The sequence below is a fragment of the Streptomyces angustmyceticus genome (assembly GCF_019933235.1).
In the GTDB taxonomy this organism is placed as follows: Bacteria; Actinomycetota; Actinomycetes; order Streptomycetales; family Streptomycetaceae; genus Streptomyces; species Streptomyces angustmyceticus.
Window position 1 is genome coordinate 453,439 of record NZ_CP082945.1, and the last position, 26,806, is coordinate 480,244.

Here is a 26,806-nt window from a genome sequence, read left to right on the forward strand (position 1 = left end):
TACGTCCGCCGCGCCGTGGCGCCGCTCAGCGCGCGGCGGCTCCTGCGGTGCGCGCCGCCACGACGATCTGGCCGAGCGCCAGTCCCCCGTCGTTGGGCGGGACGCGGCGGTGGCGCAGGACGGTGAAGCCGTCCTGCCGCAGGAGGCGGGCGGTGGCCTCGGCCAGCAGGGTGTTGGCGAAGACGCCACCGGTCAGCGCCACGGTCGTCAGGCCCGCGCGGGCCCGGGCCAGCGCGCAGCAGCGCCGGACGAGGTCGGCGACCGCGGTGTGGAAGCGGGCCGCGATCAGCGCCGGTGCGGTGCCCGCGCGCAGGTCCGCCACGACGGCGGTGAGCACCGGCGCCGGGTCGGCGACGGTGTCCGCGCCCGTCGTGCCCGCCGGGGCGGCGCGCAGCGCGAACGCGTAGCCGGGGCCGTGGTCCTCGCCGGCGGTCAGGGCCGCGGCTTCGAGGGCGACCGCGGCCTGGGCCTCGTACCCGGCGTGGTGGCAGATCCCGGCCAGCGAGGAGACCGCGTCGAAGAGGCGGCCCATGCTGGAGGTGGGCACGCAGTTGAGGTGGCGCTCCAGCTGCCGGGCCAGCAACCGCCGCTCCTGCGGCGGGCAGGCGGCCACCGGCGGCAGGTCCGCGGCCCAGTCGAGGCCGGCGGCGCGCAGATGGGTCAGGGCCATGCGGTAGGGGCGCCGTACGGTGGTGTCCCCGCCGGGCAGCGGGACGTAGGCGAGCTGACCGAAGCGGCGGTACCCGTCGTAGTCGGCGAGCAGGATCTCGCCGCCCCACACGGCGTGGTCGTCGCCGTAGCCGGTGCCGTCGAAGGCGACGCCGATGACGGGGTGGCCGTCGGGCAGGCCGTGTTCGGCCATGGCCGAGGCGACATGGGCGTGGTGGTGCTGGACGCGGACCAGCGGGCGGCCGTCGGTGTGGCGCTGTGCCCACTGCCCGGAGCGGTAGCCGGGGTGCCGGTCGGCGGCGAGCAACTGCGGGCGCACCCCGGTGACCGTCTCCAGATGCGCCTGGGCCTCCTCGAACGCGAGCTGGGTCGCCAGGTCGTCCATGTCGCCGATGTGCGCGGACAGCCAGGCGCGGTCCCCCTCGGCGAGGCAGAGCACGTTCTTGAGGTCGCCGCCGGCGGCGAGCGCGGGGCGTACCGGCACCGGGAGGCGGACGGGCATCGGCGCGTGCCCGCGCGAGCGGCGGATGAACAGCGGCTCGCCGTCGCTGATCCGGACCACGGAGTCGTCGCACGGGATCCGGATCGGCCGGTCGTGGGTGAGCCAGGCGTCGGCCAGGTGCGCCAGGCGCCGTACGGCGTCCTCGTCGTCGGTGACGATCGGCTCGCCCGCGACGTTGCCGCTGGTCATGACGAGCAGCCGGGGGCCCCGGGGGTCGCCGGGCAGCCCGAGCAGCAGGTGGTGGAGCGGGGTGTAGGGCAGCATCACGCCCAGGTCGGGGCTGCCGGGGGCGACGGCGCCGGACAGCACCGGCGCGTCCGGGGCCGGCGCGGGGCCCCGGTGGCGGCGCAGCAGCACGATGGGGCGCACCGGCCCCGTGAGCAGGGCGCGCTCCTCGGGCCGTACGCGCACCAGGTGCTCGACGTCCGCGAGTTGACGGGCCATCAGGGCGAAGGGTTTGTCGCCGCGGTTCTTCCGGGCGCGCAGCAGGGCGACGGCGGTGTCGTCGGAGGCGTCGCAGACGAGGTGGTAGCCGCCGAGGCCCTTGACCGCGACGATCGCGCCCTCGGCGAGCAGCCGTCGGGTGGCGGCGACCGGGTCGGTGCCGGGGGCGGGGCGCGGGGGGCGGGTGGGGTCGGCGGGGTCCGCGGTCAGCAGCCGCAGGCGGGGGCCGCAGTCGTGGCAGGAGATGGGCTGGGCGTGGAAGCGCCGGTCGGCCGGGTCCGCGTACTCCCGCGCGCAGCGGGGGCACATCGGGAAGCGGTCCATGGTCGTCTGCGCCCGGTCGTAGGGCAGGGCGGTGACGATGGTGAAGCGCGGCCCGCAGTGGGTGCAGGTGAGGAAGGGGTGGCGATAGCGGCGGTCGGCCGGGTCGGTCAGCTCGGCGAGGCAGGCGTCGCACGTGGCGGCGTCCGGGGAGACCAGGGTGCGGGGGAGGCCGTCGGCGCGCGAGGGGAGGATGCGGAACCCGGTGTCGCCCCGCACCGCGACGTCCTCGGCGTCGACCGTCTCGACCACGGCCAGCGGTGGCGCGTCGGCGCCGATCCGGCGGCCGAACAGGTCGAGCGCGGCGACGGCGCCCTCGACCTCGGCGACGACGCCCTCGCCGGTGTTGGTCACATGGCCCGTCAGGCCCAGTTCCGTGGCGAGGGTGTGGACGAACGGGCGGAAGCCGACGCCCTGGACGACACCGCGCACGGTGATCCGGCGGCGTGCGGCGGCTGTCGCGGGGGCCGTCACGAGCCCCCCGCCGGCCTGCCCTGTGGTCATGAGCGACTCGACGCCACGGTGCCGGAGCCGGTGGTGTGCGCGGGGCCGCCGTCCTGGGCCCGCGGGGCGTGTGTGTGGTCCGGGTGGTGGGAGTGGCCCTCGCCGTGGAGGTGGCACTCGTCGCGCGGCTGGCCGTCGTCGGCGTCATGGACGTGATGGGACTTGCGGGTCATCACGGGGATGTGCACCGGCGCCCCGTCGCGGGCGGCCAGCGCCCGGTCCACCAGCACGCCGTCCCCTTCGCCGCGGCGCGCCGAGGTCAGCACCACCTCGACGCCGGGGTTGATGCGTTCGACGTTGGCGCGGAACTCCGCCTCGTCGAAGGCGACCGCCTCGGCGATGTCGGTCTTGGTGACCACGACCAGGTGGGCCAGCCCGAAGGCGGTGGGGTACTTCAGCGGCTTGTCCTCGCCCTCGGTCACCGACGCCAGCACGATGCGCAGCGTCTCCCCCAGGTCGTAGGAGGCCGGGCAGACCAGATTGCCGACGTTCTCGATGAACAGCAGCCGGGTTTCGGCGGGGAGCCAGCCGTGCAGGTGCCCGCCCAGCATCTCGGCCTCCAGGTGGCACAGGCCGTCGGTGAGCACCTGTTTGACGGGCACTCCGGAGCGGGCCAGCCGGACGGCGTCGTTCTCGGTGGCGAGGTCGGCAGTGAGCGCCGCGACCGGGATGTCCCGGCTGCGGGCCAGGGTCAGTTCCCGCTCCAGCAGGGCGGTCTTGCCGCTGCCGGGGCTGGAGAGCAGGTTGACGACCGCGGTGCCCCGCGCGGCGAGATCCTCGCGCAGGGTGTGGGCGCAGGCGTCGTTCTTGGCAAGGACCGCCTGTTGCAGGTCGACGACACGGCACATGGTTCAGCGCTCCTCAGGAATCGGGACGTGTACCGGGGCGTCGTTCCAGCACACTCGGACGATCTGCAGTTCCCGGCCGGACAGCAGCTCGGTGCTCGCCCCGCCGCATCCGGGGCAGCTGAGCCGCGGCGGCATGCCCACCGGCCAGGTCTGTGCGCAGGGGCCGCAGCGGGCGCGGGCCACGACGGGTTCGGTGATGAGTTCCGCGCCCTCCAACACCGTTCCCGCGCAGGCGAGTTCGAAGGAGAAGGCCAGCGCGTCCGGGACCACCCCGGCCAGTTCGCCGACCTGGAGCCGGACGCTGTTGACGGTGGTGGCCCCGGTGGGCCGGTCCGCGCTTTCGACCTGCTCCACGACCGCGAGCGCGATGGACATCTCGTGCATCGGTCCCTCTCTGGTGCGGGCACGGCCGTGGCACGGCCGGGTACCGCTCGGCATCATTAGACGGCGCGCCCGCAGGGCGGCCGCGGTGCCTCGCCGGGGCGGCGCGGTGGCGTACACCGTTCGGTGCAGCGCCCCCGGCTCACATGGAACGGATCCGCATATAGCGTTTGACGTCGGGCAGCACGGACCTGACGGCGACGGCGAGCGCGGCGGCGAGCGCCCCGCCCAGAGCGAGCTTCAGCATGGTGTCGTGTTCCTCTCATCGCTGGTGTGCGGTCCGGCGGCGGCCGGTGCCGGCTCCGCCGCGCCGACCAGCCGCAGGACCAGCCCCACGGCCTCGTCGACCGCGGCGGCGACCGGTTCGCTGAGCCCGATGCCTTCGGCGACATCGGCGGGTTCGCAGCCGACGACCAGGACCCGCTGCGGGCGTCGGCCGTCGGTGCCCGCGCTGAGCGTGTCGAGCAGCGCGAGCACGGTGTCGGGGGTCATGTGGTGGCCGTCGAGCGCGGTGTCCCGGGACGGGGCGCCGGCCGGGGCGGTGGCGTCGAGGAGGTAGACGGTGCCGGGTTCGCCGCCGCGCGCGGAGGCGTCCACCAGGAGCACCGTGTGGTAGCCGTCGAGCATCTGGTAGGCGAGGTGGACCCCGCGTACGCCGATGTCGACGACCTCCACGCCGTCGCGCATCGGGTGCTCGCCCAGGCGGCGCACGACCTCGACGCCGAAGCCGTCGTCGCCGAGGAAGATGTTGCCGACGCCGGCGATCAGCGTCCTCGCGGGCGGCCCGGCGACGGGTGCTTCGGCGTTCACGCGTCCTCCAGGGGAGCGATCTCATCGGGTTGGAAGTACAGGAACCGGCCCTGCTCGCGCCGGATGTCGACGCCCGGGTCGCCCTCCACGGTCACCGCGAGGTGCACCCCGCCGTCGACGTCGTGCAGGACGGCCTCGACATGGGCGGTGCGGCCCTGGAGGAAGAGGTCCTGGGCGTCGGTGCGGCGCAGGCCGGGACGCAGCAGCACCCGGCTGCCGGCGCCGACCGACCGGCCGTCGACGGTGATCCGGTCGCGTACGGGATCGACGCTGCGGTCGCTCTCCGGGTCCCACCAGGGGGTGTCCGGGCGCAGGCCCGGCACGTCGGGGGTCAGGTCGTCGGGTGCGGCCGGGCCGGGCCCGGTGACCTCGCGCAGGGACCGTACGGCGCCGTGCAGCCGCTCCAGCACCTCGGGCGGCATGGTGTCGGCGAGCTCGATGACCTCGGCGGCGCGGGGGTCGGTGCCGCGGGCCTCGCGCTTCTCCTGGTCGGTGAGGGCCGCGGTGCGCAGGGCGAGGATCTCGTCGATCTCCAGGGCGTCGTAGAGGGCGCCGGGGCTCTCGGGGGCGATGGCCGGGTGGTCCTCCAGGATGATCGGGGAGGACAGGACGACATCGGCGCGGCCCGCGTCGCCGGCCAGCACCGGCCAGGCGTGCTCGTTGCGGCAGTCCGCGACCGCTCCCCTGGCCCACTCCGGCGGGTCGGTCATGGACACGAACGAGCCCGCGCTCAGGCCGAGGAAGAGGTGGGCGCCGACCAGCGAGTGGGGCAGTGCCGCGTCACGGTCGGCGCCGGAGCCGTCGGGTTCCCAGCCGCTGGTGTTCTCGACGGTCGCGGTCAGCCGCAGCGCCGCGTACGGACCGTCGAGTTCGCTCGCGGTCAGCCGCACGCGTCCGTGGAGTTCCGCGCGGCGGCGCACCAGCCGGCCGACGAGCTGCCCGCCGGCGTCGTGCACCGCCTCGGTCTCCTCCCCGGCGGGCCGGGTGAACGGGACGGTGACGCCCTCGCCGGTCAGCCGGGACACCTCGGCGTCGAGCGTGACGCGCTCCTCGACGCCCTCGTCCCAGGGGACCAGCACCCGGTCGGGCAGTTCGAGTTCCCCGACGGTCTCGAACGCGCCGTCGGTGCCGGCGCGTTGGACGGTGCGCCGCTGGGCGTGCAGGAACCGCAGCTCGGCCGTGAGCCGGGCCCCCGACCTGGGTTCCATGAGGCATTCGGTGCGCTGGACGGAGTGCTCCGCGCCGCGGGCGCCCCAGCGGGGCGGTACCAGGACGCCGAACTGCCAGCGGAGTCTGTTCTTGGCGGCGGAGGCGCGGTACGGGTAGAGCACATAGCCCTCGAACAGCACGGCGTCCGCCACCTGGCGGGCGGTGGCGAAGCGGTCCGCCGTGTCGTCGGGCCGGACGCTGGTCGTCACGGCGCGGTCCTTTCGCTGACGGGGTGGGCGGCGGGGCGCGCGGCGACGCCGGGGAAGAGCCGGGCGCGCGGTGCGGGCGGCCCGCCGTCCCCGGCGGCGTCCAGCAGCGAGGCGACGGTCGCCTGCCAGGAGGGCAGGGCGTGCCGTGAGCGGTAGGCGAGCAGCGCGTCGAGGGTCTCGCGGGGCAGCCGGAGCCAGCCGCAGCCGGGGAAGTGCGTCTCGGTCATCTCCTGCCAGACGGACACCGGCATCCGCACGGACGCCTCCTTGTTCCAGGGCACCGGCTCGACGTGGAAGCCGCCGGTGCCGGCGAACACCGTGCCGGAGAACAGCAGCAGCAGCGGGACCTCGCCGTCGCGCAGGGCGTGGAAGTAGCGTCCGGCCGCGACGTCCAGGTCGTAGCTGCACGGGACCGGCAGGTCCACCTCGGTCTCGCCGGTGAAGCCGGGGACGACCAGGGAGACCTGGGCGAACTGCAGGGGCTGCAGGGTGCTGCCCCAGCGCGACCGCTCGCCGAAGAGGTCGGCGAGCGCCTCGGCCTCGTCGGTGCGGTAGCCGCGCCGGCCCGGTTCGATGCGCAACTGGCAGCGCAGCGCGACGGCGTGCACCCGGTCGCCTCCGGCGGCGGTCAGGCGCAGCCGGAAGAGCAGGGTGGGGGCCGCGGCGTAGCGGTCGGCGCGGACGCCGGTGCAGGCGAAGGACAGCTCGGTCACGGCCGGTCGTCCTCCCTCGGCTCCCGGGCCCGGCGGGCGACCTTGGCGAAGAACTCGGTGACCGCGGCGCGTGCCTCGGCCCCGCCGTCGAAGCCCTGCCACAACAGGCGCATCCGGCCGACGAGTTCGTAGCAGATGTCGACGGGCACCAGGTAGCAGTCGATCCGGCCCTCGGAGCGGCGCAGCAGCAGCGCCTCCACGTCGGGCCGCAGCAGACCGGCCAGCCGGCTGGCGTCGAGCACGGTCTGCCACGTCGAGGGGTCGAGTTCGCTCTCGGTGGCGCCGGCCGGGCTGGGGTAGAGCGCGACCAGCCGGTCGAGGTCGGCGTGGCGCAGGAAGAAGACCACGCCGACGGGGATCTGCAGGAGGTTCCAGGCCGCGTCGTCGAGGGCGTGGCCGGGGTCGACGAGGTAGCGGTCGGGGACGGTACGGAACTGTCCGCCGCCGGCGCCGGGCTGCTCGAAGAGCAGCGCGCAGGGGGTGCAGGCGCAGGCCAGCGCGCGGCGTTCGGTGTTGACCAGGTGGCGGTGGTTGTGTTCGGCGAGCACCACGCCGCACAGTTCGCAGCGTTCGGGGGCGGGCGGCGCCGGGGTGCGGAAACGGCGCAGGCCGCGGTGGGCGCTCGACGGTCCGAGCCGCGGGGGCACCGTCAGCCGGCCGCTCACGACGCGGGGTGGGCGGTCGGCGGCCGGCGGGAGATCTGCAGCAGCGCCGGTTCGGCCGTGGCCCCCGCCGCCTCCCACCGCACCGAGGCCACATCGGGCGCGAAACAGGACACGGCGGCCTCGACGGCCTGCTGCGCCTGCTGGTTGGTGCTCGGGCAGCCGCAGCCTCCGGTGTCCCCGGCGCGCAGCCGCAGCGCCCCGCTGTCCGCGTCGAACTCCACGATGTCCGCGGGGTGTTGGCGGCGGACGCTGTCCAGGGCGCGGCCGATGCGCGTCACGGTGTCCTCGGGGTGCAGGTCGTGCAGCACCAGGAGGCTGGTCACCAGCTCGTCGCGCAGCAGCGCCGCCCGGGGGCCGTCGTCGCCGGTGGTGCTGCCCATGAGGTGCATGATCCGGGCGAGTCCCGCGCCGTAGAAGTCCATCAGGACCCGGACGAGTTCCTCGGCGGCGGCGCCGGCCTCGCGGTCGCGCTGCGCGAGGCGGTCCAGCACCTCTTCGACGCGCCGCCCGGTCGTCTCCGCGTTCACGGTGCCCTGGGCCGCGGCGCCCTGGGGGACGCCGGCCCGGGGTGCGGCGGCCGGTGCCGTGGTGCCCCGGGCGCTCATCCGGACAGTCCGCTCAGGCCGGTGGGCACGTGCATCTTCTGCACGGACCTGCCGTCCCCGACGTACATGTGGACGCCGCAGGGCAGGCACGGGTCGAAGCTGCGCACCGCGCGCATGATGTCGATGCCCTTGAAGTTCTCCGGGGTGTTCTCCTCGAAGATCGGGGTGTTCTGCACGGCGTCCTCGTACGGTCCGGGGGTGCCGTAGGTGTCACGGGTGCTGGCGTTCCACGGGGTGGGCGGGTACGGGTGGTAGTTGGCGATCTTCCCGTCCCGGATGACCATGTGGTGCGAGAGCACGCCGCGCACCGCCTCGGTGAAGCCGCAGCCGATGGACTCGTCGGGGACCTCGAACTTCTCCCAGGTCTGGGTGCGCCCGGCCCGGACCTCTTCGAGCCCCTGCTCGGCGAAGTGCAGTGCCATGGCCGCCGTGTACGCCTGGAAGTAGGTGCGGGCGCGGTTGCGCTCCAGGGCGTTGCTCCACTTCGGGATCTTCCATTCGAAGCGGGCCTCGGGCTTGGTCATGCTGCGCGGGAGGTCGATGGTGACGCTGTGGCCGGTGGCCTTGACGTACGGGGTGTCGACGAGCCCGGACAGCGCGGTGGACCACAGCCGGGCGATCGGGCCGCCGCCGGTGTCCAGCGCCAGGTGCTCCTTGCCGTCGAACCAGCGCGGGGACATCACCCAGCTGTACTTGTCGTTGAAGTCGCGCTTCTGCGGGGCGGGGATGGTGTGCTGGTTCCACGGGTGGCGCGGGTCGACGGGGTTGCCGAGCGGATCGTGGGTGACGAACTGCTCCTGGCCCTCCCAGTCCTGGTAATAGGAGCTGCCGAGCAGGATCCGGATGCCGAGGTTGATTTCGGTGAGGTCGTTGGTGACCAGCTTGCCGTCGACGATGACGCCGGGGGTGACGAACATCTTCCGTCCCCAGTCCGTCATGTTGCGGTAGGTGAAGTCGCAGTGCTCGGGGTCGTTCAGCGCGCCCCAGCAGCCCAGCAGCACCCGCCGCCGGCCGACCTCCTCGTATCCGGGCAGCGCCTCGTAGAAGAAGTCGAACAGGTCGTCGTGGAGCGGGACCACGCGCTTCATGAACTCGACGTAGCGCATCAGCCGGCTGAGGTAGTCGGTGAAGAGCTGGACGCTGGCGATGGTGCCGACGCCGCCCGGGTAGAGCGTGGAGGGGTGCACATGGCGGCCCTCCATGAGGCAGAACATCTCCCGGGTGTAGCGGCTGACCTGGAGCGCCTCGCGGTAGAACTCGCCCTCCAGGGGGTTGAGGGAGCTCATGATGTCGGCGATGGTGCGGTAGCCGTGCTCGGCCGCGTGCGGGGCCTCGGTGCGCTGGGCGAGTTCCCAGACGCCGGGGTTGGTCTCGCGGACCATCTTTTCGCAGTAGTCGACGCCGACCAGGTTCTCCTGGAAGATGTTGTGGTCGAACATGTACTCGGCGGACTCGCCGAGGTTGATGATCCACTCCCCCAGGTGCGGGGGCTTCACCCCGTAGGCCATGTTCTGCGTGTAGACGGAGCAGGTGGCGTGGTTGTCACCGCAGATGCCGCAGATCCGGCTGGTGATGAAGTGCGCGTCGCGCGGGTCCTTGCCGCGCATGAAGACGCTGTAGCCGCGGAAGACGGAGGAGGTGCTGTAGCACTCCGCCACCCGCTTCTGCTTGAAGTCGATCTTCGTGTGGATGCCGAGGCTGCCCACGATCCGGGTGATCGGATCCCAGGACATCTCCGTCAGACCGCTGCCGTCACCGGCCGCCTTCGTCTTCGGTGCCATCGTGAGTGCCGTGCCCTTTCGTTGCGCGCGGAGGTGGGGTCGAACGGAGGTGCCGAGGAGCCGGACGGCTACGGACGGGGTGTGTTCACCACGGTTTGCGGTAGCCGGTGGTCAGTTGGTCGCCGCGATGCCGCCACTTGGGCTCGTGGTCGACGGTCTTGGCCGTGATGCCGCGCAGTCGGCGGACGACGCTGCCGTACGCGGCGCTCGCGGCGCTGGAGACCTTGCCGCCGGGCGGCTCGTCCATGAACGGCATGAACTTGTCGGGGAAGCCGGGCATGGTGCAGGCGATGCAGATACCGCCGACGTTCGGACAGCCGCCGATGCCGTCCATCCAGCCCCGCTTGGGCACGTTGCATTTGACCACGGGACCCCAGCATCCGAGCTTCACCGAGCACTTGGGCGAGTCGTAGGTGGTCGCGAACTGGCCCTGCTCGTAGTAGCCGGCCCGGTCGCAGCCCTCGTGCACGGTCGACCCGAAGAGCCAGGTGGGGCGCAGCTGGTCGTCCAGCGGAATCATCGGGGCCGAGCCCACCGCCTGGTAGAGCAGATAGGTGAGCGTCTCGGAGAAGTTGTCCGGCTGGATCGGGCAGCCGGGCACGCAGACGATCGGGATGCCGGCCTTGGAGGTCCAGTCCCAGCCCAGGTAGTCGGGCACGCCCATGGCTCCGGTCGGGTTGCCCGCCATCGCGTGGATGCCGCCGTACGTGGCGCAGGTACCGATCGCGACCACGGCGAGCGCCTTGGGGGCGAGCCGGTCGATCCACTCGCTGGTGGTGATCGGCTGGCCGGTCTCCGGGTCGTCGCCGAAGCCGCACCAGTAGCCCTCCGGCTTGATGGACTCGTTGGGGATGGATCCCTCGATGACCAGCACGAACGGGTCGATCTCGCCGCGCTCGCCCTTGAAGAACCACTCGATGAACGCGTCCGCGCCCTGGACCGGGCCGCATTCGAAGTCGATCAGTGGCCAGTGGACGGCGATCTTGGGCAGCCCCGGCAGCACACTGAGCGCGATCTCCTCAATGCTCGGCTGGGTCGCCGCGGTGAGCGACACGGAGTCGCCGTCGCAACTCAGGCCGGCGTTGATCCAGAGAATGTGGATCGGGGACTCGTCCTCGGCGGACGGCTTTCCGTTCGCAGCGGCCTGCGCGGCCACGCTCGAAGCTGCAGACATGGGGATGGCTCCTCGGCAGATATGCAACGAAAGCACTCATTCAAGGCTTCCATCCACCTTGGTAACACCGATCCGGAGCCGTGGGGCGGTCACAAGGGGCCGTTGTGGTGAACCGCCCGGCCACTCGGTCCGCCGCCGGGCCCCGCCCCGACGGAGAACGCCGGGAGCCGGGTGACCGCCCGCGCGGCCACCCGGCTCCCGTGTCGTCGTACCGCGGTCAGCCCAGTCCCCCGGCCTCCACCGCGGTCACCTCGAACCGTCCGCCGCACACCCGCAGTCCGGCACTGCCGGTGGTCATCGACTCCTTCGATCCGGGCGGGTAGACGAAGACGAGCTGCGAGCGGTCCCAGCACGGAGTGTCCGAGACGCCCTCGTTGAGGGTGTGCAGCACGGCGTGCGCGCTCTGCCCCGGCTGGAGCCGGATGGCGCCGCCGGAGCCGCCCCAGCGGGTGGCGGGCCTGCCGACGGCCGAGCCGTCCCGCTTGATCAGCGAGACCCCGGGGTAGCCCCGCAGCGAACAGGCCGTCTTGCCGTTGTTGGTGAAGACGAGAGGGTAGCGGACGTTGCCCGCGCCCATGTCGGAGGGGCCCAGGCGCAGCGACATCCGGGCGGCGGTGCAGCGGTCCGAGGCCGTCATGGCGGAGGCCTGGGACTCCGTGGCACCCGGCGTCCTGCCGGTCGGCTTGCCGCCCGGAGACGTCGCCTTGGCCGAGGCCGCCGACGGCCCCTGACCGGGCACCGAGGACTGGGGCTTCGCGGCGGACGAGGTGCCCGCGCCGCCCGCCGACTGCGACCCGTCACCGCTCCGCGCGTTGTGGGACGTACGGGGTGCGGCGGCCGACGAGGGGTGCGATGCGGCATCGGGCCCGCCCTGGCAGGCGGTGAGCGCGAGCGCCGCGACGGCGATCAGCGATCCCGCGGCGACACGACGGCCGCGGCCGCGTGTCTTGATGATGAGCGACATAAGTGTCCCCCTCGTCGGGTAGGTGCGAGCTCTCGTCGTGGGGTGGGTACGGTCCGGTGCTCCAGCCAGCGTGGCCCGGGGCGCTGCCGGTCCGCTAACGAGGCACTAACACACCGCTAACGAGCCGGAGTGCTCGGCACGCCGGTGACCCCGGCTATCGGTGTGACCAGCCGGTATTCGGGGCGTGTCGCTCAGAATCGCAGAATATTCCCGAGTTGCGGACACGCCACCGCCATGTTCGGCCGTTCCGCCGACCGAGAACACCGCCCCCGGGGGCGCAGGGGCCCCGCCGGGCCCGTGCGGCGACTCCGGGCCCGGGCGGCACCCGCGGGCCGGGCGGTTTCTCCCGGGGCCGGTGGTTTCCCCGGTCCCGCTGTGCCTGCCTGCCTCCGGGCCCGTTACGCCCTGTCGCTGACGCGTCGCGATCCCCGCTCGCCCGGTTGACGGCCGACAGCACCGCCCGCGCCGAGGCCGCCAGGAGGGAGGTGTCCTGACCGGCGCCCCGGTACGCGTCGCCGCCGAGCAGGCACCGCGCATGGGCGAGAGCGCCACCGTCGGGTCCCTGGCCGACCGGATGCCCGGCGCGGGCGAGGACGGCGACGGGATACCCGGCGGCGGCCATCGCGTCGCCGGAGGCGGCGAGCGGGTCGCCGCCGGTGCCTTCGTAGCGCCCCCGCAGTCGGCGGAGCGGGTACGGGGCAGGGCGAGTCCTTCACAAACCGGAGGGAGACCGGCAGCACCGCACCCCGCGGCGGGCGCCGGTCGCGTCAGGCCCCGCCGCGGCAGCCGAGAAGGAGACCACGCAGCGTCATGCCGGGTGCCGTGACCACGGTTCAACTCCTCAGTGCGTGGCCGCGCACGGGCGGCCGCCGATTACCGTCGGGCCCCCGGCATTGGACAGGATGGGCGGCATGACCGAGATCCGCACCCCCCGCCTCATCCTCCGCCGCTGGACCGACGACGACCTCGCCCCCATGGCGGACATCAACGCGGACCCGGTGGTCATGCGCTGGATCGGCGACGGTTCCGTCCTGAGCCTGGAGCAGACCGCCGAAGAGATCGAACGGTGGGAGGAGGAGTGGGACGACGAGGGCTTCGGCCTCTTCGCCGTCGAGTTGCTCGCCTCGGGCGAACTGGCCGGATGCGTGGGTCTGTCCGTACCCGGTTTCCTTCCGGACGCGGCGGACGAGGTGGCGATCAGCTGGCGCTTCGGACGGCAGTACTGGGGCCAGGGCTATGCCTCCGAAGCCGCCCAGGCCGTGCTGGAGTTCGCCCTCCAGGACCGCGGCCTGGACCGTGTCATCGCCGTCAACCGGCTCGGCCACGAGGCCTCGGCCAACGTCCTGCGCAAGCTCGGTATGGCCGTCGAGCGGGAGGCGACACATCCGGAGTACGGGCATGCGCTGACGGTGCACAGCATTGATCTCACGGAGTACCAGGGCTGAGCGGGGCTCAGGGCTCGGCCGCGGTCCGAGAAATCCGACGGGAGCCTCCCCTGCTCCTCGGTCGTCAGGCGTGCGGACGCGGCGGCGTCTCGAACGCCGCCCCTCCCCCACCACCCGCGAGCCCTCCGGAGAGGGAGAGGGGGCGGAGGCCGGGGGACAGGCCGGGGACGCGGCAAGGCGCGCGTACCGCGCGTCCGGGTCAGCCGGTGACCGCCGACGGCTGGGCGAGGTCCAGGTCGAGGGTCTCGTGGGCGCCGTCGGCGAGGGATATGCCGACGGCGTGCGGTGGGTGGCCGGCCGCGGTGAGGGTGTAGTGGGACGCGCTCAGGCCGGAGAAGGCGAAGGCGCCGTCGGGGCCGGTGACGGTGTGCCCGGCGACCGTGCCGTCCTCGACGAGGGTCACGGCGGCCTCGGCGAGCGGCCGTCCGTGCGGTCCCCGTACCGTTCCGCAGACGGTGGTGGCCGGCCGCAGACGGGTCTCCTGGCGTTCCGGCTCGCCGCCGGAGAGGTGCAGGGCGCGGGCCTGCGGCTGATGGCCGGGGGCGCTGAGCACCAGGGTGTACGGGCCGGGCGGCAGCAGGGCGACGTCCCAGCTTCCGTCGGCGGCGGAGGCCGTACGGGCCACCACGTCGCCGGCGGCATCGGTGAGGACGATGCTGCCGCCGGCCAGTGGCGCGCCTTCCGGGCCGCCGAGCAGCACGCCGCCCAGGCGGCCGGTGCCGGCGAGCAGCAGATCGACCCGGACCGACGTGCCCCCGCCGCGGTAGAGGGCGGAGGCGGCATACGGGGTGTGGCCGGGCGCGGCGCCCGTCAGGACATAGGTGCCCGCCGCGGGGGCGGCCAGCGCGTAGCGTCCGTCGGCGGCGGCCGTGGTGATGCCGGCCTGGCGCCCCTGCCGGTCGATCAGGGTGATGCTCGCTCCCGGGACGGGAAGGCCGGCGGCGTCCAGGACACGGCCCGCGAACCCGGGGCGGACAGCGGCCGGTGGGGCCACTTCCGCCCCGATGGGGGCGGACGCTCCGGTCGGGGCGGACGCTCCATGGGTGGCCGGCGGGGTCCCGGACGGCGCCGGCTTCACGAGGCCGGACGCCCCGTCGCCGGAGTCGACCGCACCACCGGTGCCGGCGCCGGCCGCTTCCCCGGCAGCGTCGTCCGTGCTCTGCGCGACCAGGGTCGGCCGGGACACCTGGCGCGCCGAGGGGAGGAAGGAGGCCAGGACGACACCGACGACGACGGCGGCCGTGGCGATCAGGAAGGAGACCCGGAACCCGGCCATCGTCGGCACCGTGGCCGCTCCCATCCGCTGGGACATATGGGCCAGCACCATGCCGATCACGGCGCTGGACACCGAGGTGCCGATCGAGCGCATCAGGGTGTTCAGACCATTGGCCGCACCGGTCTCGGAGGGGTCGACGGCGCCGATGATCAGCGCGGGCAGCGAGGAGTACGCCAGGCCGATACCGGCGCCGAGGACCACCGCGATGATGACGGTCTGCCAGGGGGCCGTCATCAGCCCCATGCCCGCGCCGTAGCCGATCGCGATGACCAGCATGCCCAGCAGCAGCGAGACCTTGGGGCCGCGCCGGGCGGCGATCCGCGCGTACAGCGGGGCGACGAGCATCATCGTCAGGCCCAGCGGCGCCATGCACAGGCCGGCCACCACCATGGACTGGCCGAGGCCGTAGCCGGTCGACTCGGGCAGCTGCAACAACTGCGGGAGCACCAGGGAGACCGCGTAGAAGGCCACCCCGACGGTGATCGAGGCGAGGTTGGTCAGCAGGACCTCGCGGCGGGCGGTGGTCCGCAGATCGACCAGGGGGTCGGCGATGCGCAGCTCCATCACGCCCCACAGCACCAGGATCAGGGCCGCGATACCGAACAGGCCGAGGGTGGTGGGCGAGCCCCAACCCCAGTCGCTGCCCTTGGTGATGGGCAGCAGCAGGGCCACCAGCCCGGCCGACAGCCCGAGGGCGCCCGCCACATCGAAGCGGCCCCGGGCCCGCACGGTGCTCTCCGGGACGGTCAGGAAGGTGAGCAGCATCGACAGCACGCCGAGGCCGGCGGCGCCGAAGAACAGGGTGTGCCAGTCGGCGTGTTGGGCGACCAGGGCCGCGACCGGCAGCGCGAGTCCGCCGCCCACACCTATCGACGAACTCATCAGGCCCATGGCCGAGCCGAGCCGTTCGCACGGCAGCTCGTCGCGCATGATGCCGATGCCGAGCGGAATGGCGCCCATGGCGAAGCCCTGCAGCGCCCGACCCGCGATCATGGTGAGCAGGTCGCTGGTGAACCCGCAGATCAGCGAGCCGACGACCATGACGGCGAGGCTGGTCAGCAGCATCCGCCGCTTGCCGTAGAGGTCACCGAGGCGCCCCATGATGGGCGTCGAGACGGCACCCGCGAGGAGCGTGGCCGTCAGCACCCATGTGGCATTGCTGGGGGCCGTGTCGAGCAGCACCGGAAGGTCCTTGATGACCGGCACCAGCAGGGTCTGCATGACGGCGACGACGATGCCGGAGAAGGCGAGGACCGGGACGATGCCGCCGCGGGTTCTGCGGTGCCCTCCCGCGGCGCGGTCGGGCACGGGGGGCTCGGCAGCGGTGTCCGCCGCCCTTCCGGGGAGTTGGTCCGTCGTCGTCCGGGTCATGCGAGCGGCCTCCAGGGCGGCAGAGGTGAGCGTCGGGGGGAGTGGGGGTGAGCGGGTGGGGGGAGTGGAGGGGTGAGCGGGTGTGGGGAGCGGCGGAGCAGGGGTGGGCGGCAGCGTTCGAGGGCTGGGGCGCCTTCCCCGGGCGTCGGCACGATCAGGCCATGGATACGTGCATGCCGAACGTGATTGCGCGGCGGTCTATTCCGCGGCACGGGCCGCGCTCGCCCCGGGAGGTCGTGATCTCCCTCACTCCACCCCGCTCCTGACTCCCCTTCGCCCCGTTCATCGGGCCTCCCCCGGCCTCGTCCTCGGCGCGCGGACTCCGCTGAACCCGCCGAGTCCCAGTGAACCTCACCCCACTGACAGTGCCGTCCGGCAGAGACCTCCGACCGCCGCCGCCCGGCCGCTCGCCGCCGCTCCCCACGCACCCGCCCGGCTACGACGAGAGGCACCGCGGGAGCCCCCTCGACGCCTCTGACCTGCACCATTTATTCACGACACGTGCACAGACAAGGAACCGACACCGCATGCGCGGTATGTTTTCGCCTCCCGCCCCCGGCTGCCGGTCCACAGCACCGGACCACCTCGGACCACCCGGCCCGAGGCATCGCGGTCAGCTCGCCGCAGCATCCATTCCGGCGGTCGCCGACGTCTTCCCCTGCATCGCGGCGTCGAGTTGTGCACCGCGCTCAGAATCCAGATTGAGCTTGGCGAGAATGGCCGGAACCGCGATGCTCGGGAAGGTGTGCTCGAAGAAGACGGTCAGCCGGCGGCTGAGATCGGCCCTATTGGTGAAGGCCTGGGACATCATCTGCAGCCCGGCGAAGGCGCCGACGAACAGTTCCGCGGTCTCCCGGACGACGATGCTCTCCATCACTTCGCCGCGGGCCTTGGCCTCGTTCAGCAGTCCCTCGACGAACACGCTCCACGAGAGCATCGACTGTTTGCGGTCGAGGTGGTTGGAGCCCTGTTCGACCGCCAGTCGCGCCGCCCCGCGCTGGATCGGGTCGCTGCGCAGCCGGTACGCCAGCACCTGACCCGAGTCGACGAACTCCTGCAGCTTGATCGGCTGCGGCTCGACGGCGATATCGATCACCTGCTCCTCGAGCACCGCGAGCGCCAACTGCTCCTTGGAGGCGAAGTGGAAGTACAAGGCGCCCTTTGTCACGCCGGCGCGCTCCAGGACTTCGGCGATCGTCGCGCGGTCGTAGCCCTGCTCGTCGAAAACCGACGCGGCCGCCTCCAGAATCACTCGCCGGGTCCGAATAGCGCGGTCCTGTTGTGCCACAGGACGCCTCCTGTCTCTCGTGCTTTCCATGTTCGCATCAGTTAGCTACCGCTCAATTCCCCCCTGGGCCAGCTACTTGCTGCAATTCGACGCCCGGCATTGAAAATAAAACCGGATGGTACGTATCTTAACAGCGTTGTACCTCACCCCGTAGAGACGCCTGGGGGCACTCATGAGCGACACGATGCACGTCAGCGGCACGGTTCCACCCAGGTCTCCACAGCAGCTGCGGCTCAACCGGAACCAGATCGGCCCGCCGCGACCCCGCCTCGGCCCCTCCGTGCGGCGGGAGTTCGTGCACCGTCCCCTCATCGACGACATTCTGGTCACGTCATGGCGGCGCCGGGACGCGACGCATTTCTCGCTGACCGCCCAGTGGCCGCACGATCACGGGTACTTCACCCCCAACCGAGGGCGTCACCCTCTCATTCTCACCGGCGAGACCATCCGCCAGGCCGGGTTGCTGATCTCCCACGCGGAGCTCGGCGTACCGCTCGGCCACCACTTCATCCTCGGGGACCTCGTCTACACCACGCACCCCGAACACCTCACGGTGGAGAGCGGGCCCACCCTGCTGACGATCGACGTCACCTGCAGCAGGCTGCGGATGCGGGCCGGAGCGATGGCCGGCGGCCGCTTCGACATGACCATCCGCAAGGCGGGGCGGATCGTGGCGACGGGCCACTCCGACGTCACGGTCGCCTCGCCCGCCGTCTACCGCCGGATCCGCGGCGACCGGCTGACCGCGCGGCGCGCCCTCGGCCCGCTCCCCACCCCCGTCCCGCCCCAGAAGACCGGCAGCGTGAATGACAGTGATGTCCTGCTCTCCCCCACCCCCCGGCCCGACAGCTGGCTGCTGCGCATCGCGCCCGGCCATGCCGCGGTGGTGAACCCGGCGAACGACCATGTCCCCGGCATGGTGCTGCTCGACGCCGCGCAGCAGGCCGCCCGCGCCCTGACCTCGCCCGGGAGCTTCGTGCCCTATGCCTTCGGTACCGACTTCCACCGCTACGCGGAACACGGCTCCCCGTGTGTGATCGAGGCCCGCCGCCTCCCCTCGGCGCTGCCCTCCACCACGACCGTCCAAGTCACCGGTTCGCAGAGCGGCCACCCGGTGTTCGTCTCCACGCTGACGGCACTGGGCGTCCGGAGCTGAGCACACCGCCCGTGAGACCCCCTCCTCTCCGGGCCCCCGCACTTCTCGGGTCACCGCACCGCGCCGTACGAGCCACCGCCGCTCACGGGCAGCGGCGGCTCGTGAGGCACACGGTCAGCCGGCCCCGGCTGCCGCACCACCATAGCAACGACAGCCCCGGGCAGCGCTACGCCTGCCGCACGGGCAAGGAAGGCCAAGAACGATCATGGGTGACCTCAATGGGAAGACCGCGCTGGTGACGGGATCCAGCCGGGGTATCGGCCGGGGCATCGCGCAGCGCCTCGCCGCGGACGGCGCGCTGGTCGCCGTCCACTACGGCAGCAATGACCTCGCCGCCAAGGAGACGGTCGAGAGCATCGCGAACGCGGGCGGGCAGGCGTTCATGGTGGGCGCCGAACTGGGCATCCCGGGCGACGCCGAGGCCCTGTTCACCGCGTTCGACAACGGACTGGCGGCGCACGGCGCGCAGCCCGGCCTCGACATCCTCGTCAACAACGCGGCGATCAGCCTTCCGGGCCATATCGACGAGGTGACGCCCGAGGACTTCGACCGCACCCTCGCGGTCAACACCAAGGCGCCGTTCTTCGTCATCCAGCACGGTCTGCGCCGGATGCGGGACGGCGGACGCATCATCAACATCTCGTCGGCGGTGACGAGTACGGCCTTCCCGTCGACCATCGCCTACGGCGTCTCCAAGGGCGCCGTGGACACCCTGACGCTCACGCTCGCCAAGGACGTCGGCGCCCGGGGCATCACGGTGAACACCCTCTCCCCCGGCTTCGTCGAGACCGACATGAACGCGGCGATGCGGGCGACACCCGAGGCGCAGGCCGCGCTGGCGGCCCTCTCCGTCTTCAACCGCCTCGGCCGCCCCTCCGACATCGCGGATGTCGCCGCGTTCCTGGCCTCGGACGCGTCCCGTTGGATCACCGGTCAGCGCTTCGACGTCACGGGCGGCTCGATGCTCTGACCCGTCGGCGCGCCCCTGGGCCGGGTGTGCCGCGGTGCCGTCAGGCGTCGTGGAAGACCAGGCCCAGGGAGTGCCGGTGGCCCGAGCGGACCGTGCTCACCCCGTGGCGTACGGCGCCGGCCGACCAGCCGCGGGCGGAGCGCACGGGGCGGTCGCGGGTGGTGAACACCAGGGCGTGGCCCTGGCGCAGGACGGTGGTGGTGCCCCGGGACTGGGCCCGCGGCCGCTGCTCGACGAGCAGGAATTCGCCACCGGTGTAGTCGGTGCCCGGCTCGTCCAGGCCGATGACGACCTGGAGGGGGAAGACCATCTCCCCGAAGAGGTCGCGGTGCAGCGCGTTCCAGTCGCCCGCTCCGTAACGCAGCAGGATCTGCGAGGACTTGGTCTGGCCGGCGTCGTGGCACATCGTGAGCCACTCCCCCAGGGTGTCCGGCCAGGGAGCCGGCCTGCCGAGCCGGGCCGCCCAGTCGCGGGCGATGCGCAGCAGGTGCGGGTAGAACGCCTCGCGCAGGGCCCGGACGGGTTCGGGCAGCGGGTCGGCGAAGTAGCGGTACTCGCCCGACCCGAAGCGGTGCCGTGCCATGTCGACGGTCGAGCGGAAGCGGGCGGGGTCGTCGTACAGCGCGGCCAGGGCGCGGCAGTCGGCCGGATCGAGCAGCCGTGGGGTCAACGCGCAGCCCAGGGCGTCGAGTTCCTCGGCCGACACCGTCCGGTCGGCGGCCGCCACCCGTTCGGCGGGCGCCCCGGGACGGGCCCGGCGCCGGGTGGTCGTGGTGGTCATGGCGTGCTCCAGGGGGAACGGGGGCGGGCGGGGCGGCTCACGGGGAGCGGGACGGGTTGTGCGGTGCGCTGCAGAGCGGCGCGATGCTGTCCGCATGCACTACGGCGGACTCAGCCGGCGTCCGGCGTGGCCCCCTCGATGCCGAGGAGCTGCCGCTTGCGCACGGGCCCGCCCGCGTAGCCCGACAGGGACCCGTCGGCGGCGATCACCCGGTGGCAGGGCCGGACGACGAGCAGCGGGTTCGCGCCGATCGCCGTTCCCACGGCCCGCACCGCCCCCCGCGCCGCGCCGATGCCGGCCGCGATGGCCCCGTAGGTGGTCGTGGTCCCGTACGGGACGGCCTCCAGGGCCTGCCATACGCGCCGCTGGAAGTCCGTGCCGCGGGTGTCGGCGAAGGCGAGGGTGAAGCGGGTCAGCTCCCCGTCGAAGTAGGCGCGCAGCTGACGGGCGATCTCGGCGAAGGCGTCCGGGGCGTACGTCCAGTCGTCCAGGACGGTCGCGCCGCCCTTCTGGCCGGGCACGCTCAGCGAGGCGAGCGCGGTGCCGCCCGGTGCGGCGGCTGATTCCTCGCCCACCAGCAGGAGTTCGCCCAGCGGGCTGTCGAGGGTGGTGTAGAGCGTCATGGTCCGGTGCTTTCCGTGGTGGAGGGACGGGGGTGCGCCGGTTCGTTGACCGGCACGTTCCAGAAGTGGTGCAGGGCGTACGAGCGCCAGGGGCGCCAGGCGTCGGACCGCGCGGTCAGGGCGTCCATGGGGACTCCGGCCCGGCGCATTCCGGCCAGTACGGCCGCATCGCCGGTCAGCAGCACATCGGGGTCCCCGAGCGCGCGCATCCGGATGTAGCCGGCGGTCCACGGGCCGATGCCGCGCAGGCCGAGCAGCGCCCGTTCGGCTGCGTCGCGGTCGGCTCCGGCGTCCAGCGTGACGGTGCCGTCGGCGAGCGCGGCGCCGAGGGTGCGCAGGGTCGTCCGCCGCGAGCCGGGCATGCCGATCTCCGCGAGCGGGACCGCCGCCAGATCGTCGGCGCGGGGGAAGAGGTGGGTGAGCGTTCCGGACGGCTCCGGCAGCGGTTCGCCGTACGCGGCGACCAGCGCGCCGCCGAGAACCCGCCCGGCCGCGACCGAGACCTGCCGGCCGAGCACGGCGCGGACCGCCAGCTCGTCCGGCGCGGCGGCCCCCGGGGACCGCAGTCCGGGATGGCGTTCCACCAGCCGGGCCAGGTCGGGGTCTTCGCCGAGCCGCTCGGCGACCGCGTACGGGTCCGCGTCCAGGTCGAAGAGGCGTCGCACCCGCTGCCCGGCGGTGGTGAGGTCGCGCAGCTCGGTGAGGTGCAGCCGGCAGTCCAGCCAGCCGTCGCCGGTCGCCTCGTCGACCTCGGCGATGCCGGTGCCGTTCGGCAGCCGCAGGGTGCGCCGGTAGGTGCGGGCACCGGTCTCGCCGACGACCTCCTCGATCCCGGTGATCGCGCGCCGCTGGAGGTGGTCGAAGAGCTGCTTCGCCGCGTACGGGCCGCGGAAGGCCAGCCGCAGCGGCAGCACCCCGGCCGTGGCAGGCGGCGCCACCGGGCCGCACCGGGCCGTCGTGCCGGGGCGGGCGGCGCGCAGGGCGCTGGGGGTGAGCGCGTAGATCTCCTTGATGGTGTCGTTGAACTGGCGCACGCTGGCGAATCCAGCGGCGAACGCGATCTCGGCGGCCCGCAGCCCGGTGGTCTGCAGCAGGACCCGCGCGGTGTGGGCGCGCTGCGCCCGCGCCAGCGCCACCGGGCCGGCGCCGAGCTCGGCGGTCAGCTGCCGCTGCACCTGCCGGGCGCTGTAGCCGAGCCGGTCCGCCAGCCCGGCGACCCCTTCCCGGTCCACCACGCCGTCGCCGATCAGCCGCATCGCCCGCCCGACCACATCGGCGCGGGCGTTCCACTCGGCGGAGCCGGGCACCGCGTCGGGGCGGCAGCGGCGGCAGGCCCGGAAGCCCGAGCCCTGGGCGGCCGCGGCGGTCGGGAAGAAGGCGACGTTCCGGCGCCGGGGCGTGGTGGCGGGGCAGCTCGGCCGGCAGTAGATCCCGGTCGTGGACACCGCGAAGAAGAAGGCGCCGTCGAATCTGGCGTCCCTGCTGCGCACCGCCTCGTATCTGCTGTCCTCGCTCATCACAGGTCCACTGTGCAGCAGGTCGGGCGGCCGTGCTGGCGGAAATCGGACGGCGCGTTCGGGGGGGGCGGCGGGCCGGTCCGACGCCGAGAGACCGGCCGGGGCGCGGCCCGGAGGGCCTACGGCGCCCGGGCGGCCGCCTCTAGGACGCCGCCGCGGCCAGGACCACCAGGATCACGAGGATCGCGAGTGTCTCCCAGCGCATGGCCCTGCGCAGCACACTCAGGTCCGTGGAGTTTGCCGACCGGCCGTGCAGCACGGAGCTTCCGCTCTGCGCACCGCCGTCGTCGTAGCCGCTGTCCCCGTCGTCGCTCACGCCCTGCTCCCGTTTCCGCCGCACCCTCACGAACCGGCGGTCCGGAGACCGCCGTTCGCCAGCCTACGCGCTCGCACCGCGGCGGCTCGGCTCACCTGCCCCTGCCCCGTGGTCAGGGTGGGGCGGGGAGCGGCGGGACGGGGAGAATCGGGGTCCGGCGGCCCCCGGTCAGTCGTACGAAAGCCACCGGCCCCGTCGAACGGTTCGCGCCGGCTCGTACCGGCTCAGGCCGGCGGCATCGGCCAGTCGTCCAGCGAGCCGCCGCGCCATTCGACGAGCCGGGGGTCGTCCAGCGCGATGTCCTCGGCCGGGCCGGCGACGCCCGCACGGCGGAGGAACTCGGCGACATCACCCCGGCCGTGGGCCAGGCCGACGATCTGCCCACGCACGGTCACCCGTCGGCCACCGGAGGGGGTCGGCGGGTGCACGATGACAGGCGGATGCTCGGACATGCATCCAGCGTGCGCCGCGCTCTTGGCTCGCGCATTTCGGCAGCCGCCATGAGCGGCAATCCCCGCCCCGCGCGCATTCACTAGGCTGGCCGGTGGCCGGGGCCACCAGGAGGCCGCTCCACAGCACCCCGGAACCGACCTCCGCGACGGGATCATGAGGCCGACCGTGAACAACCCCATGGACTCAGCCGAGTTCTCCCGGGACCCGTATCCGCTGCTCGCCGCCCTGCGGACGCGTGGCCCGGTGCAGCGGGTACGGACCGACAACGGCCGTACGACATGGGTCGTCACCGGGTGGGCGGAGGCCAGGGCGGCGCTGGCGGACCCGCGGCTGTCGAAGGACACCGCCCGTTACTTCGCCGACCGGCCCGGCACCCGCAGCCTGGCACCCGCCGTCAGCCGCACCATGCTCGCCACCGATCCCCCGCACCACGGCCGGCTGCGCAAGCTGGCGATGAAGGCGTTCACTCCGGCGGCCGTCGCACGACTGGAGCCCCTCATCCGTGCGATCGCGGAGGAGCTGGCCGACGCACTGGCCGCGCGCGGGTCGGCCGACCTCGTCGGGGAGTTCGCCGAGCCGCTGCCGATCGCGGTGATCAGCGAGATGCTGGGGCTGCCGGTCGCGGACCGTGCGGCGGTACGGCGCTGGTCCCACGACCTGTTCGCCGCGGGGGCGCCGGACACCGTCGACCGCGCGTCGCACGCCCTCAGCGACTACATGACGCGGCTGATCGCGGCGCGACGCGGGAACCTCGGGGACGATGTGCTCAGTGGTCTGATCGCCGCCCGGGACGAGGCGGACCGGCTGTCCGAGGCCGAACTCGTGTCACTGGCCGTGCTGTTGGTGATCGCCGGCCACGAGACGACCACCCACCTCATCGGCAACGGCATGCTGGCCCTGCTCCGGGACGAGGCGCTCCGCTCCCGTCTGCGGGCCGATCCCGCGCTGCTGCCCGCCGCCGTCGAGGAGTTCCTGCGCCATGACGGCCCGATCACCCTCGCGACCTTCCGCTTCGCCACCGAGCCGTTCGAGCTCGGCGACGCCCGGATCGGCGCGGGGGATGTGGTGCTGGTGTCCCCCGGAGCCGCCAATCGCGATCCCGCCCGGTTCGCCGCACCGGACGAGGTACGCCTCGACCGTCACCGCCGTACGGAACCCACGGAGCCCGCGGAACGGCTCCCGGGCCCCGGCCGCCCGGGCGGTCACCTCGCGTTCGGCCACGGCCCGCACCACTGCCTCGGCGCGCCGCTGGCCCGCGTGGAGGCCCGTATCGCCTTCGAGGTGCTGCTGACGCGCTTCCCGGACATCCGTCCTGCGGTGGAGAGTTGGGACGCACTGGAGTGGCGTCACACCCGCCTGATGCACGGGTTGGCCGGCCTGCCGGTGCTCCTCGGCCCGTGACCGCGGACCGGCGCCGTGCCCCGGTGCGGCGGTCACGGCGCCGGTGGTCCCGCTCTCAGACCTTGAGCGGCTTGATCGCGGTGGGCGCATGGCCCGGCTCGGTCGCGATGTCCTCCCACTCGTTGACGCCGGCGATGTCGCTGCCGCTCATCGAGATGTTGGTGATCCGCTCCAGGATCGCCTCGACGACGACGGGGACGCGGTGCTCGGCGGCCAGCTTCTTGGCCTCCTCGAAGGCGGCGCCCAGCTCGCTCGGGTCGGTCACGCGCAGGGCCTTGCAGCCCAGGCCCTCGACGACCTTGACGTGGTCCACGCCGTAGACGCCCAGCTCGGGGGCGTTGATGTTCTCGAACTCCAGATTGACCTGGAAGTTGATGTCGAGGTTGCGCTGGGCCTGGCGGATCAGGCCCAGGTACGCGTTGTTCACCAGGACGTGCACATACGGGATCCGGTGCTGGGCGCCGACGGCCAGCTCTTCGAGCATGAACTGGAAGTCGTAGTCGCCGGAGAGGGCGACGACCGGCGTCTCCGGGTCGGCGGTGGCCACGCCCAGCGCGGCCGGGATGGTCCAGCCGAGCGGACCGGCCTGGCCGCAGTTGATCCAGTGGCGCGGCTTGTAGACGTGCAGCATCTGCGCGCCGGCGATCTGGGAGAGGCCGATGGTGGTGACGTAGCGGGTCTCCGGGCCGAAGGCCTTGTTCATCTCCTCGTAGACGCGCTGCGGCTTCATCGGGATGTCGTCGAAGTGCGTACGGCGCTGCAACTGGGCCTTGCGCACCTGGGTGGAGGCGGCCCAGTCCGAGCGGTCCGGCAGCGCGCCCGCGTCCTTGAGTTCCCGCGCGACCTCGACGAACAGCTCCAGCGCCGCCTTGGCGTCCGAGGCGATGCCGTAGTCCGGGGCGAAGATCTTGCCGATCTGGGTCGGCTCGATGTCGACGTGGACGAACTTCCGGCCCCGGGTGTAGACGTCGAGCTTGCCGGTGTGGCGGTTGGCCCAGCGGTTGCCGATGCCCAGGACGAAGTCGGACTCCAGGAAGTTCGCGTTGCCGTAGCGGTGCGAGGTCTGCAGGCCGACCATGCCGGCGTTGAGTTCGTGGTCGTCGGCGACGATGCCCCAGCCCATCAGGGTGGGGACGACGGGGGTGCCGGTCAGCTCGGCGAACTCGACCAGCAGGTCGGCGGCGTCGGCGTTGATGATGCCGCCGCCGGCGACGATCAACGGCCGCTCGGAGTCGTTGAGGAGGGCGAGGGCCTTCGCGATCTGGGCGCGGGTGGCGGTCGGCTTGAAGGCAGGCAGCGGCTCGTACGTCTCGGGGTCGAAGTCGATCTCCGTGAGCTGGACGTCGATCGGCAGGTCGATCAGGACCGGGCCGGGCCGCCCGGAGCGCATCAGGTGGAAGGCCTGCTGGAAGACGCCGGGGACCTGCGCGGCCTCCATGACCGTGGTGGCGGCCTTGGTGACCGGCTTGGCGATCGCGGCGATGTCGACGGCCTGGAAGTCCTCCTTCTGGATCACCGCGGTCGGCGCCTGGCCGGTGATGCACAGGATCGGGATCGAGTCGCCGGTCGCGGAGTAGAGGCCGGTGATCATGTCCGTGCCGGCCGGGCCGGAGGTGCCGATGCAGACGCCGATGTTGCCCGGGTGGGTGCGGGTGTACCCCTCGGCCATGTGCGAGGCGCCCTCGACGTGGCGGGCCAGCGTGTGGTCGATCCCGCCCGCGCCCTTCAGCGCCGCGTAGAAGGGGTTGATCGCGGCACCCGGCACTCCGAAGGCGTTGGTCACGCCCTCACGCTTGAGGATCTCCACCGCGGCGCGGGCGGCTGTCATTCGAGGCATCGAGTACTCCTGCGTCGACCTGTCACGGGCACGCTCCGACGAAGGGTCGGAGGGAACTATTTCCGCATCATGGAATGAATGTTTTGCTTTATGGAAGGAACGTAGAGCGCGGCGATCCACCCGTCAAGGGGAAGCCGGGCCTCCGGCACCGTGAGCACGGAAGGAAAGAGGGGACGCGGGCCGGCAACCGCCGGCAGGGACCGGACCACGACACCGGGGACCCCGACGGCCCGATGCCCCGACGGCGCGCGGCTCAACACCCCGACGGCACGACGAAGCCCGCCGCGACCACTCGCGACGGAACTCCTCACGAAGGCACACCGCCGCCGACCCGCCGTCGCCCCATCACCTCCGGAAGGCCGTCCGCACACTCAAGCGGAATCCCCGCATCGCCCGAGTTCCACTTCTTCTCTCCGAGGTCTTCACGCAGGTGATGACCGTGTCAGCCGGCCGTTCGGGATAGCACCGAGAGACCCAACCGGACCCTCCGGGATTGCGGCGGGAGCCAACCGCCCTACGCCAGTTGAAGGTTGAAGGGACGCTATTCGAAAACCGGGACGTCACCATTGGCGG

24 protein-coding genes are annotated in these 26,806 nt (G+C 72.9%); 4 read left to right on the forward strand and 20 right to left on the reverse strand.

Annotation, left to right across the window (positions count from 1 at the left end; all coding sequences use genetic code 11):
- Window positions 1–25: 25 nt before the first annotated feature.
- From hypF to K7396_RS02040, 12 genes are all read right to left on the reverse strand, one after another.
- Window positions 26–2,440, reverse strand: a complete 2,415-nt coding sequence (gene hypF / locus K7396_RS01990; protein ID WP_152104221.1) for a carbamoyltransferase HypF — start codon at window positions 2,438–2,440, stop codon at window positions 26–28.
- Window positions 2,437–3,288, reverse strand: coding sequence for a hydrogenase nickel incorporation protein HypB (hypB, locus tag K7396_RS01995; RefSeq protein WP_086719685.1), 852 nt, complete (start codon window positions 3,286–3,288; stop codon window positions 2,437–2,439). The genes hypF and hypB overlap by 4 nt, the downstream gene beginning before the upstream one ends.
- A 3-nt stretch (window positions 3,289–3,291) precedes the next feature.
- Window positions 3,292–3,672 carry a hydrogenase maturation nickel metallochaperone HypA/HybF gene (locus K7396_RS02000; RefSeq protein ID WP_086719684.1) on the reverse strand — a complete coding sequence of 127 codons (381 nt, stop codon included), beginning with the start codon at window positions 3,670–3,672 and terminating at the stop codon, window positions 3,292–3,294.
- A gap of 139 nt (window positions 3,673–3,811) precedes the next feature.
- Window positions 3,812–3,916, reverse strand: coding sequence for a DUF6893 family small protein (locus tag K7396_RS35860; protein ID WP_373866866.1), 105 nt, complete (start codon window positions 3,914–3,916; stop codon window positions 3,812–3,814).
- Complete coding sequence (locus K7396_RS02005; protein ID WP_086719683.1) at window positions 3,910–4,479, reverse strand: hydrogenase maturation protease; 570 nt, start codon at window positions 4,477–4,479, stop codon at window positions 3,910–3,912. Before K7396_RS02005 ends, K7396_RS35860 begins: the two co-directional genes overlap by 7 nt.
- Entirely contained in the window at window positions 4,476–5,897 is a 1,422-nt protein-coding gene (locus K7396_RS02010; RefSeq protein WP_086719682.1) for a hypothetical protein, read from the reverse strand. Before K7396_RS02010 ends, K7396_RS02005 begins: the two co-directional genes overlap by 4 nt.
- A complete protein-coding gene (locus tag K7396_RS02015) occupies window positions 5,894–6,610 on the reverse strand; it encodes a DUF6084 family protein (protein ID WP_086719681.1) in 717 nt (238 codons plus the stop codon). Before K7396_RS02015 ends, K7396_RS02010 begins: the two co-directional genes overlap by 4 nt.
- Window positions 6,607–7,275 (reverse strand): DUF5947 family protein, encoded by a 669-nt coding sequence (locus tag K7396_RS02020; protein ID WP_223659567.1) that lies wholly within the window; start codon window positions 7,273–7,275, stop codon window positions 6,607–6,609. Before K7396_RS02020 ends, K7396_RS02015 begins: the two co-directional genes overlap by 4 nt.
- Window positions 7,272–7,880, reverse strand: a complete 609-nt coding sequence (locus tag K7396_RS02025) for a hypothetical protein (RefSeq protein WP_174886812.1) — start codon at window positions 7,878–7,880, stop codon at window positions 7,272–7,274. Before K7396_RS02025 ends, K7396_RS02020 begins: the two co-directional genes overlap by 4 nt.
- The gene (locus tag K7396_RS02030) at window positions 7,877–9,661 is read right to left on the reverse strand and encodes a nickel-dependent hydrogenase large subunit (protein ID WP_086719680.1); all 1,785 of its coding nucleotides are present in this window, start codon (window positions 9,659–9,661) and stop codon (window positions 7,877–7,879) included. The genes K7396_RS02025 and K7396_RS02030 overlap by 4 nt, the downstream gene beginning before the upstream one ends.
- Before the next feature lie 85 nt (window positions 9,662–9,746).
- Window positions 9,747–10,835 carry an NADH-quinone oxidoreductase subunit B family protein gene (locus K7396_RS02035; RefSeq protein WP_086719679.1) on the reverse strand — a complete coding sequence of 363 codons (1,089 nt, stop codon included), beginning with the start codon at window positions 10,833–10,835 and terminating at the stop codon, window positions 9,747–9,749.
- Between the two features lie 217 nt (window positions 10,836–11,052).
- Window positions 11,053–11,799: a DUF4232 domain-containing protein gene (locus K7396_RS02040; protein ID WP_086719678.1), complete on the reverse strand. Its 747-nt coding sequence runs from the start codon at window positions 11,797–11,799 to the stop codon at window positions 11,053–11,055.
- 911 nt (window positions 11,800–12,710) lie between these two features.
- Between K7396_RS02040 and K7396_RS02045 the strand changes: the two genes are divergently transcribed.
- Window positions 12,711–13,244 (forward strand): GNAT family N-acetyltransferase, encoded by a 534-nt coding sequence (locus tag K7396_RS02045; protein WP_086719677.1) that lies wholly within the window; start codon window positions 12,711–12,713, stop codon window positions 13,242–13,244.
- Between the two features lie 199 nt (window positions 13,245–13,443).
- Here the strand turns inward: K7396_RS02045 and K7396_RS02050 are convergent, their stop codons facing one another.
- Window positions 13,444–15,891 (reverse strand): MFS transporter, encoded by a 2,448-nt coding sequence (locus tag K7396_RS02050; protein ID WP_152104220.1) that lies wholly within the window; start codon window positions 15,889–15,891, stop codon window positions 13,444–13,446.
- A gap of 613 nt (window positions 15,892–16,504) precedes the next feature.
- Window positions 16,505–17,179, reverse strand: coding sequence for a ScbR family autoregulator-binding transcription factor (locus K7396_RS02055; protein WP_152104219.1), 675 nt, complete (start codon window positions 17,177–17,179; stop codon window positions 16,505–16,507).
- A 172-nt stretch (window positions 17,180–17,351) separates the two neighbouring features.
- On the opposite strand from K7396_RS02055, the gene K7396_RS02060 reads away from it, so the two are divergent.
- Together K7396_RS02060 and K7396_RS02065 are read left to right on the forward strand one after the other, a co-directional pair.
- Window positions 17,352–18,335, forward strand: a complete 984-nt coding sequence (locus K7396_RS02060) for a ScbA/BarX family gamma-butyrolactone biosynthesis protein (protein ID WP_152104218.1) — start codon at window positions 17,352–17,354, stop codon at window positions 18,333–18,335.
- Window positions 18,336–18,540: 205 nt separating this feature from the next.
- On the forward strand, window positions 18,541–19,305 hold the full coding sequence (locus K7396_RS02065; protein WP_152104217.1) for an SDR family oxidoreductase: 765 nt from the start codon (window positions 18,541–18,543) through the stop codon (window positions 19,303–19,305).
- Between the two features lie 40 nt (window positions 19,306–19,345).
- Here the strand turns inward: K7396_RS02065 and K7396_RS02070 are convergent, their stop codons facing one another.
- The 5 genes from K7396_RS02070 to K7396_RS02090 all read right to left on the reverse strand — a co-directional run bounded on the left by K7396_RS02070 (window position 19,346) and on the right by K7396_RS02090 (window position 22,994).
- Window positions 19,346–20,086 carry a 2OG-Fe(II) oxygenase gene (locus tag K7396_RS02070; RefSeq protein WP_152104216.1) on the reverse strand — a complete coding sequence of 247 codons (741 nt, stop codon included), beginning with the start codon at window positions 20,084–20,086 and terminating at the stop codon, window positions 19,346–19,348.
- A gap of 110 nt (window positions 20,087–20,196) precedes the next feature.
- Entirely contained in the window at window positions 20,197–20,709 is a 513-nt protein-coding gene (locus K7396_RS02075) for a methylated-DNA--[protein]-cysteine S-methyltransferase (protein ID WP_086717827.1), read from the reverse strand.
- A complete protein-coding gene (locus K7396_RS02080) occupies window positions 20,706–22,226 on the reverse strand; it encodes an AlkA N-terminal domain-containing protein (protein WP_086717825.1) in 1,521 nt (506 codons plus the stop codon). The genes K7396_RS02075 and K7396_RS02080 overlap by 4 nt, the downstream gene beginning before the upstream one ends.
- Before the next feature lie 142 nt (window positions 22,227–22,368).
- The gene (locus tag K7396_RS02085) at window positions 22,369–22,542 is read right to left on the reverse strand and encodes a hypothetical protein (protein WP_223659573.1); all 174 of its coding nucleotides are present in this window, start codon (window positions 22,540–22,542) and stop codon (window positions 22,369–22,371) included.
- A gap of 224 nt (window positions 22,543–22,766) precedes the next feature.
- Complete coding sequence (locus tag K7396_RS02090) at window positions 22,767–22,994, reverse strand: hypothetical protein (protein WP_086717821.1); 228 nt, start codon at window positions 22,992–22,994, stop codon at window positions 22,767–22,769.
- A 178-nt stretch (window positions 22,995–23,172) separates the two neighbouring features.
- Between K7396_RS02090 and K7396_RS02095 the strand changes: the two genes are divergently transcribed.
- The gene (locus tag K7396_RS02095) at window positions 23,173–24,396 is read left to right on the forward strand and encodes a cytochrome P450 family protein (RefSeq protein ID WP_086717829.1); all 1,224 of its coding nucleotides are present in this window, start codon (window positions 23,173–23,175) and stop codon (window positions 24,394–24,396) included.
- A gap of 55 nt (window positions 24,397–24,451) precedes the next feature.
- On the opposite strand, the gene gcl is transcribed toward K7396_RS02095, so the two are convergent.
- On the reverse strand, window positions 24,452–26,233 hold the full coding sequence (gene gcl, locus K7396_RS02100) for a glyoxylate carboligase (RefSeq protein ID WP_086717819.1): 1,782 nt from the start codon (window positions 26,231–26,233) through the stop codon (window positions 24,452–24,454).
- Window positions 26,234–26,806 lie beyond the last annotated feature (573 nt).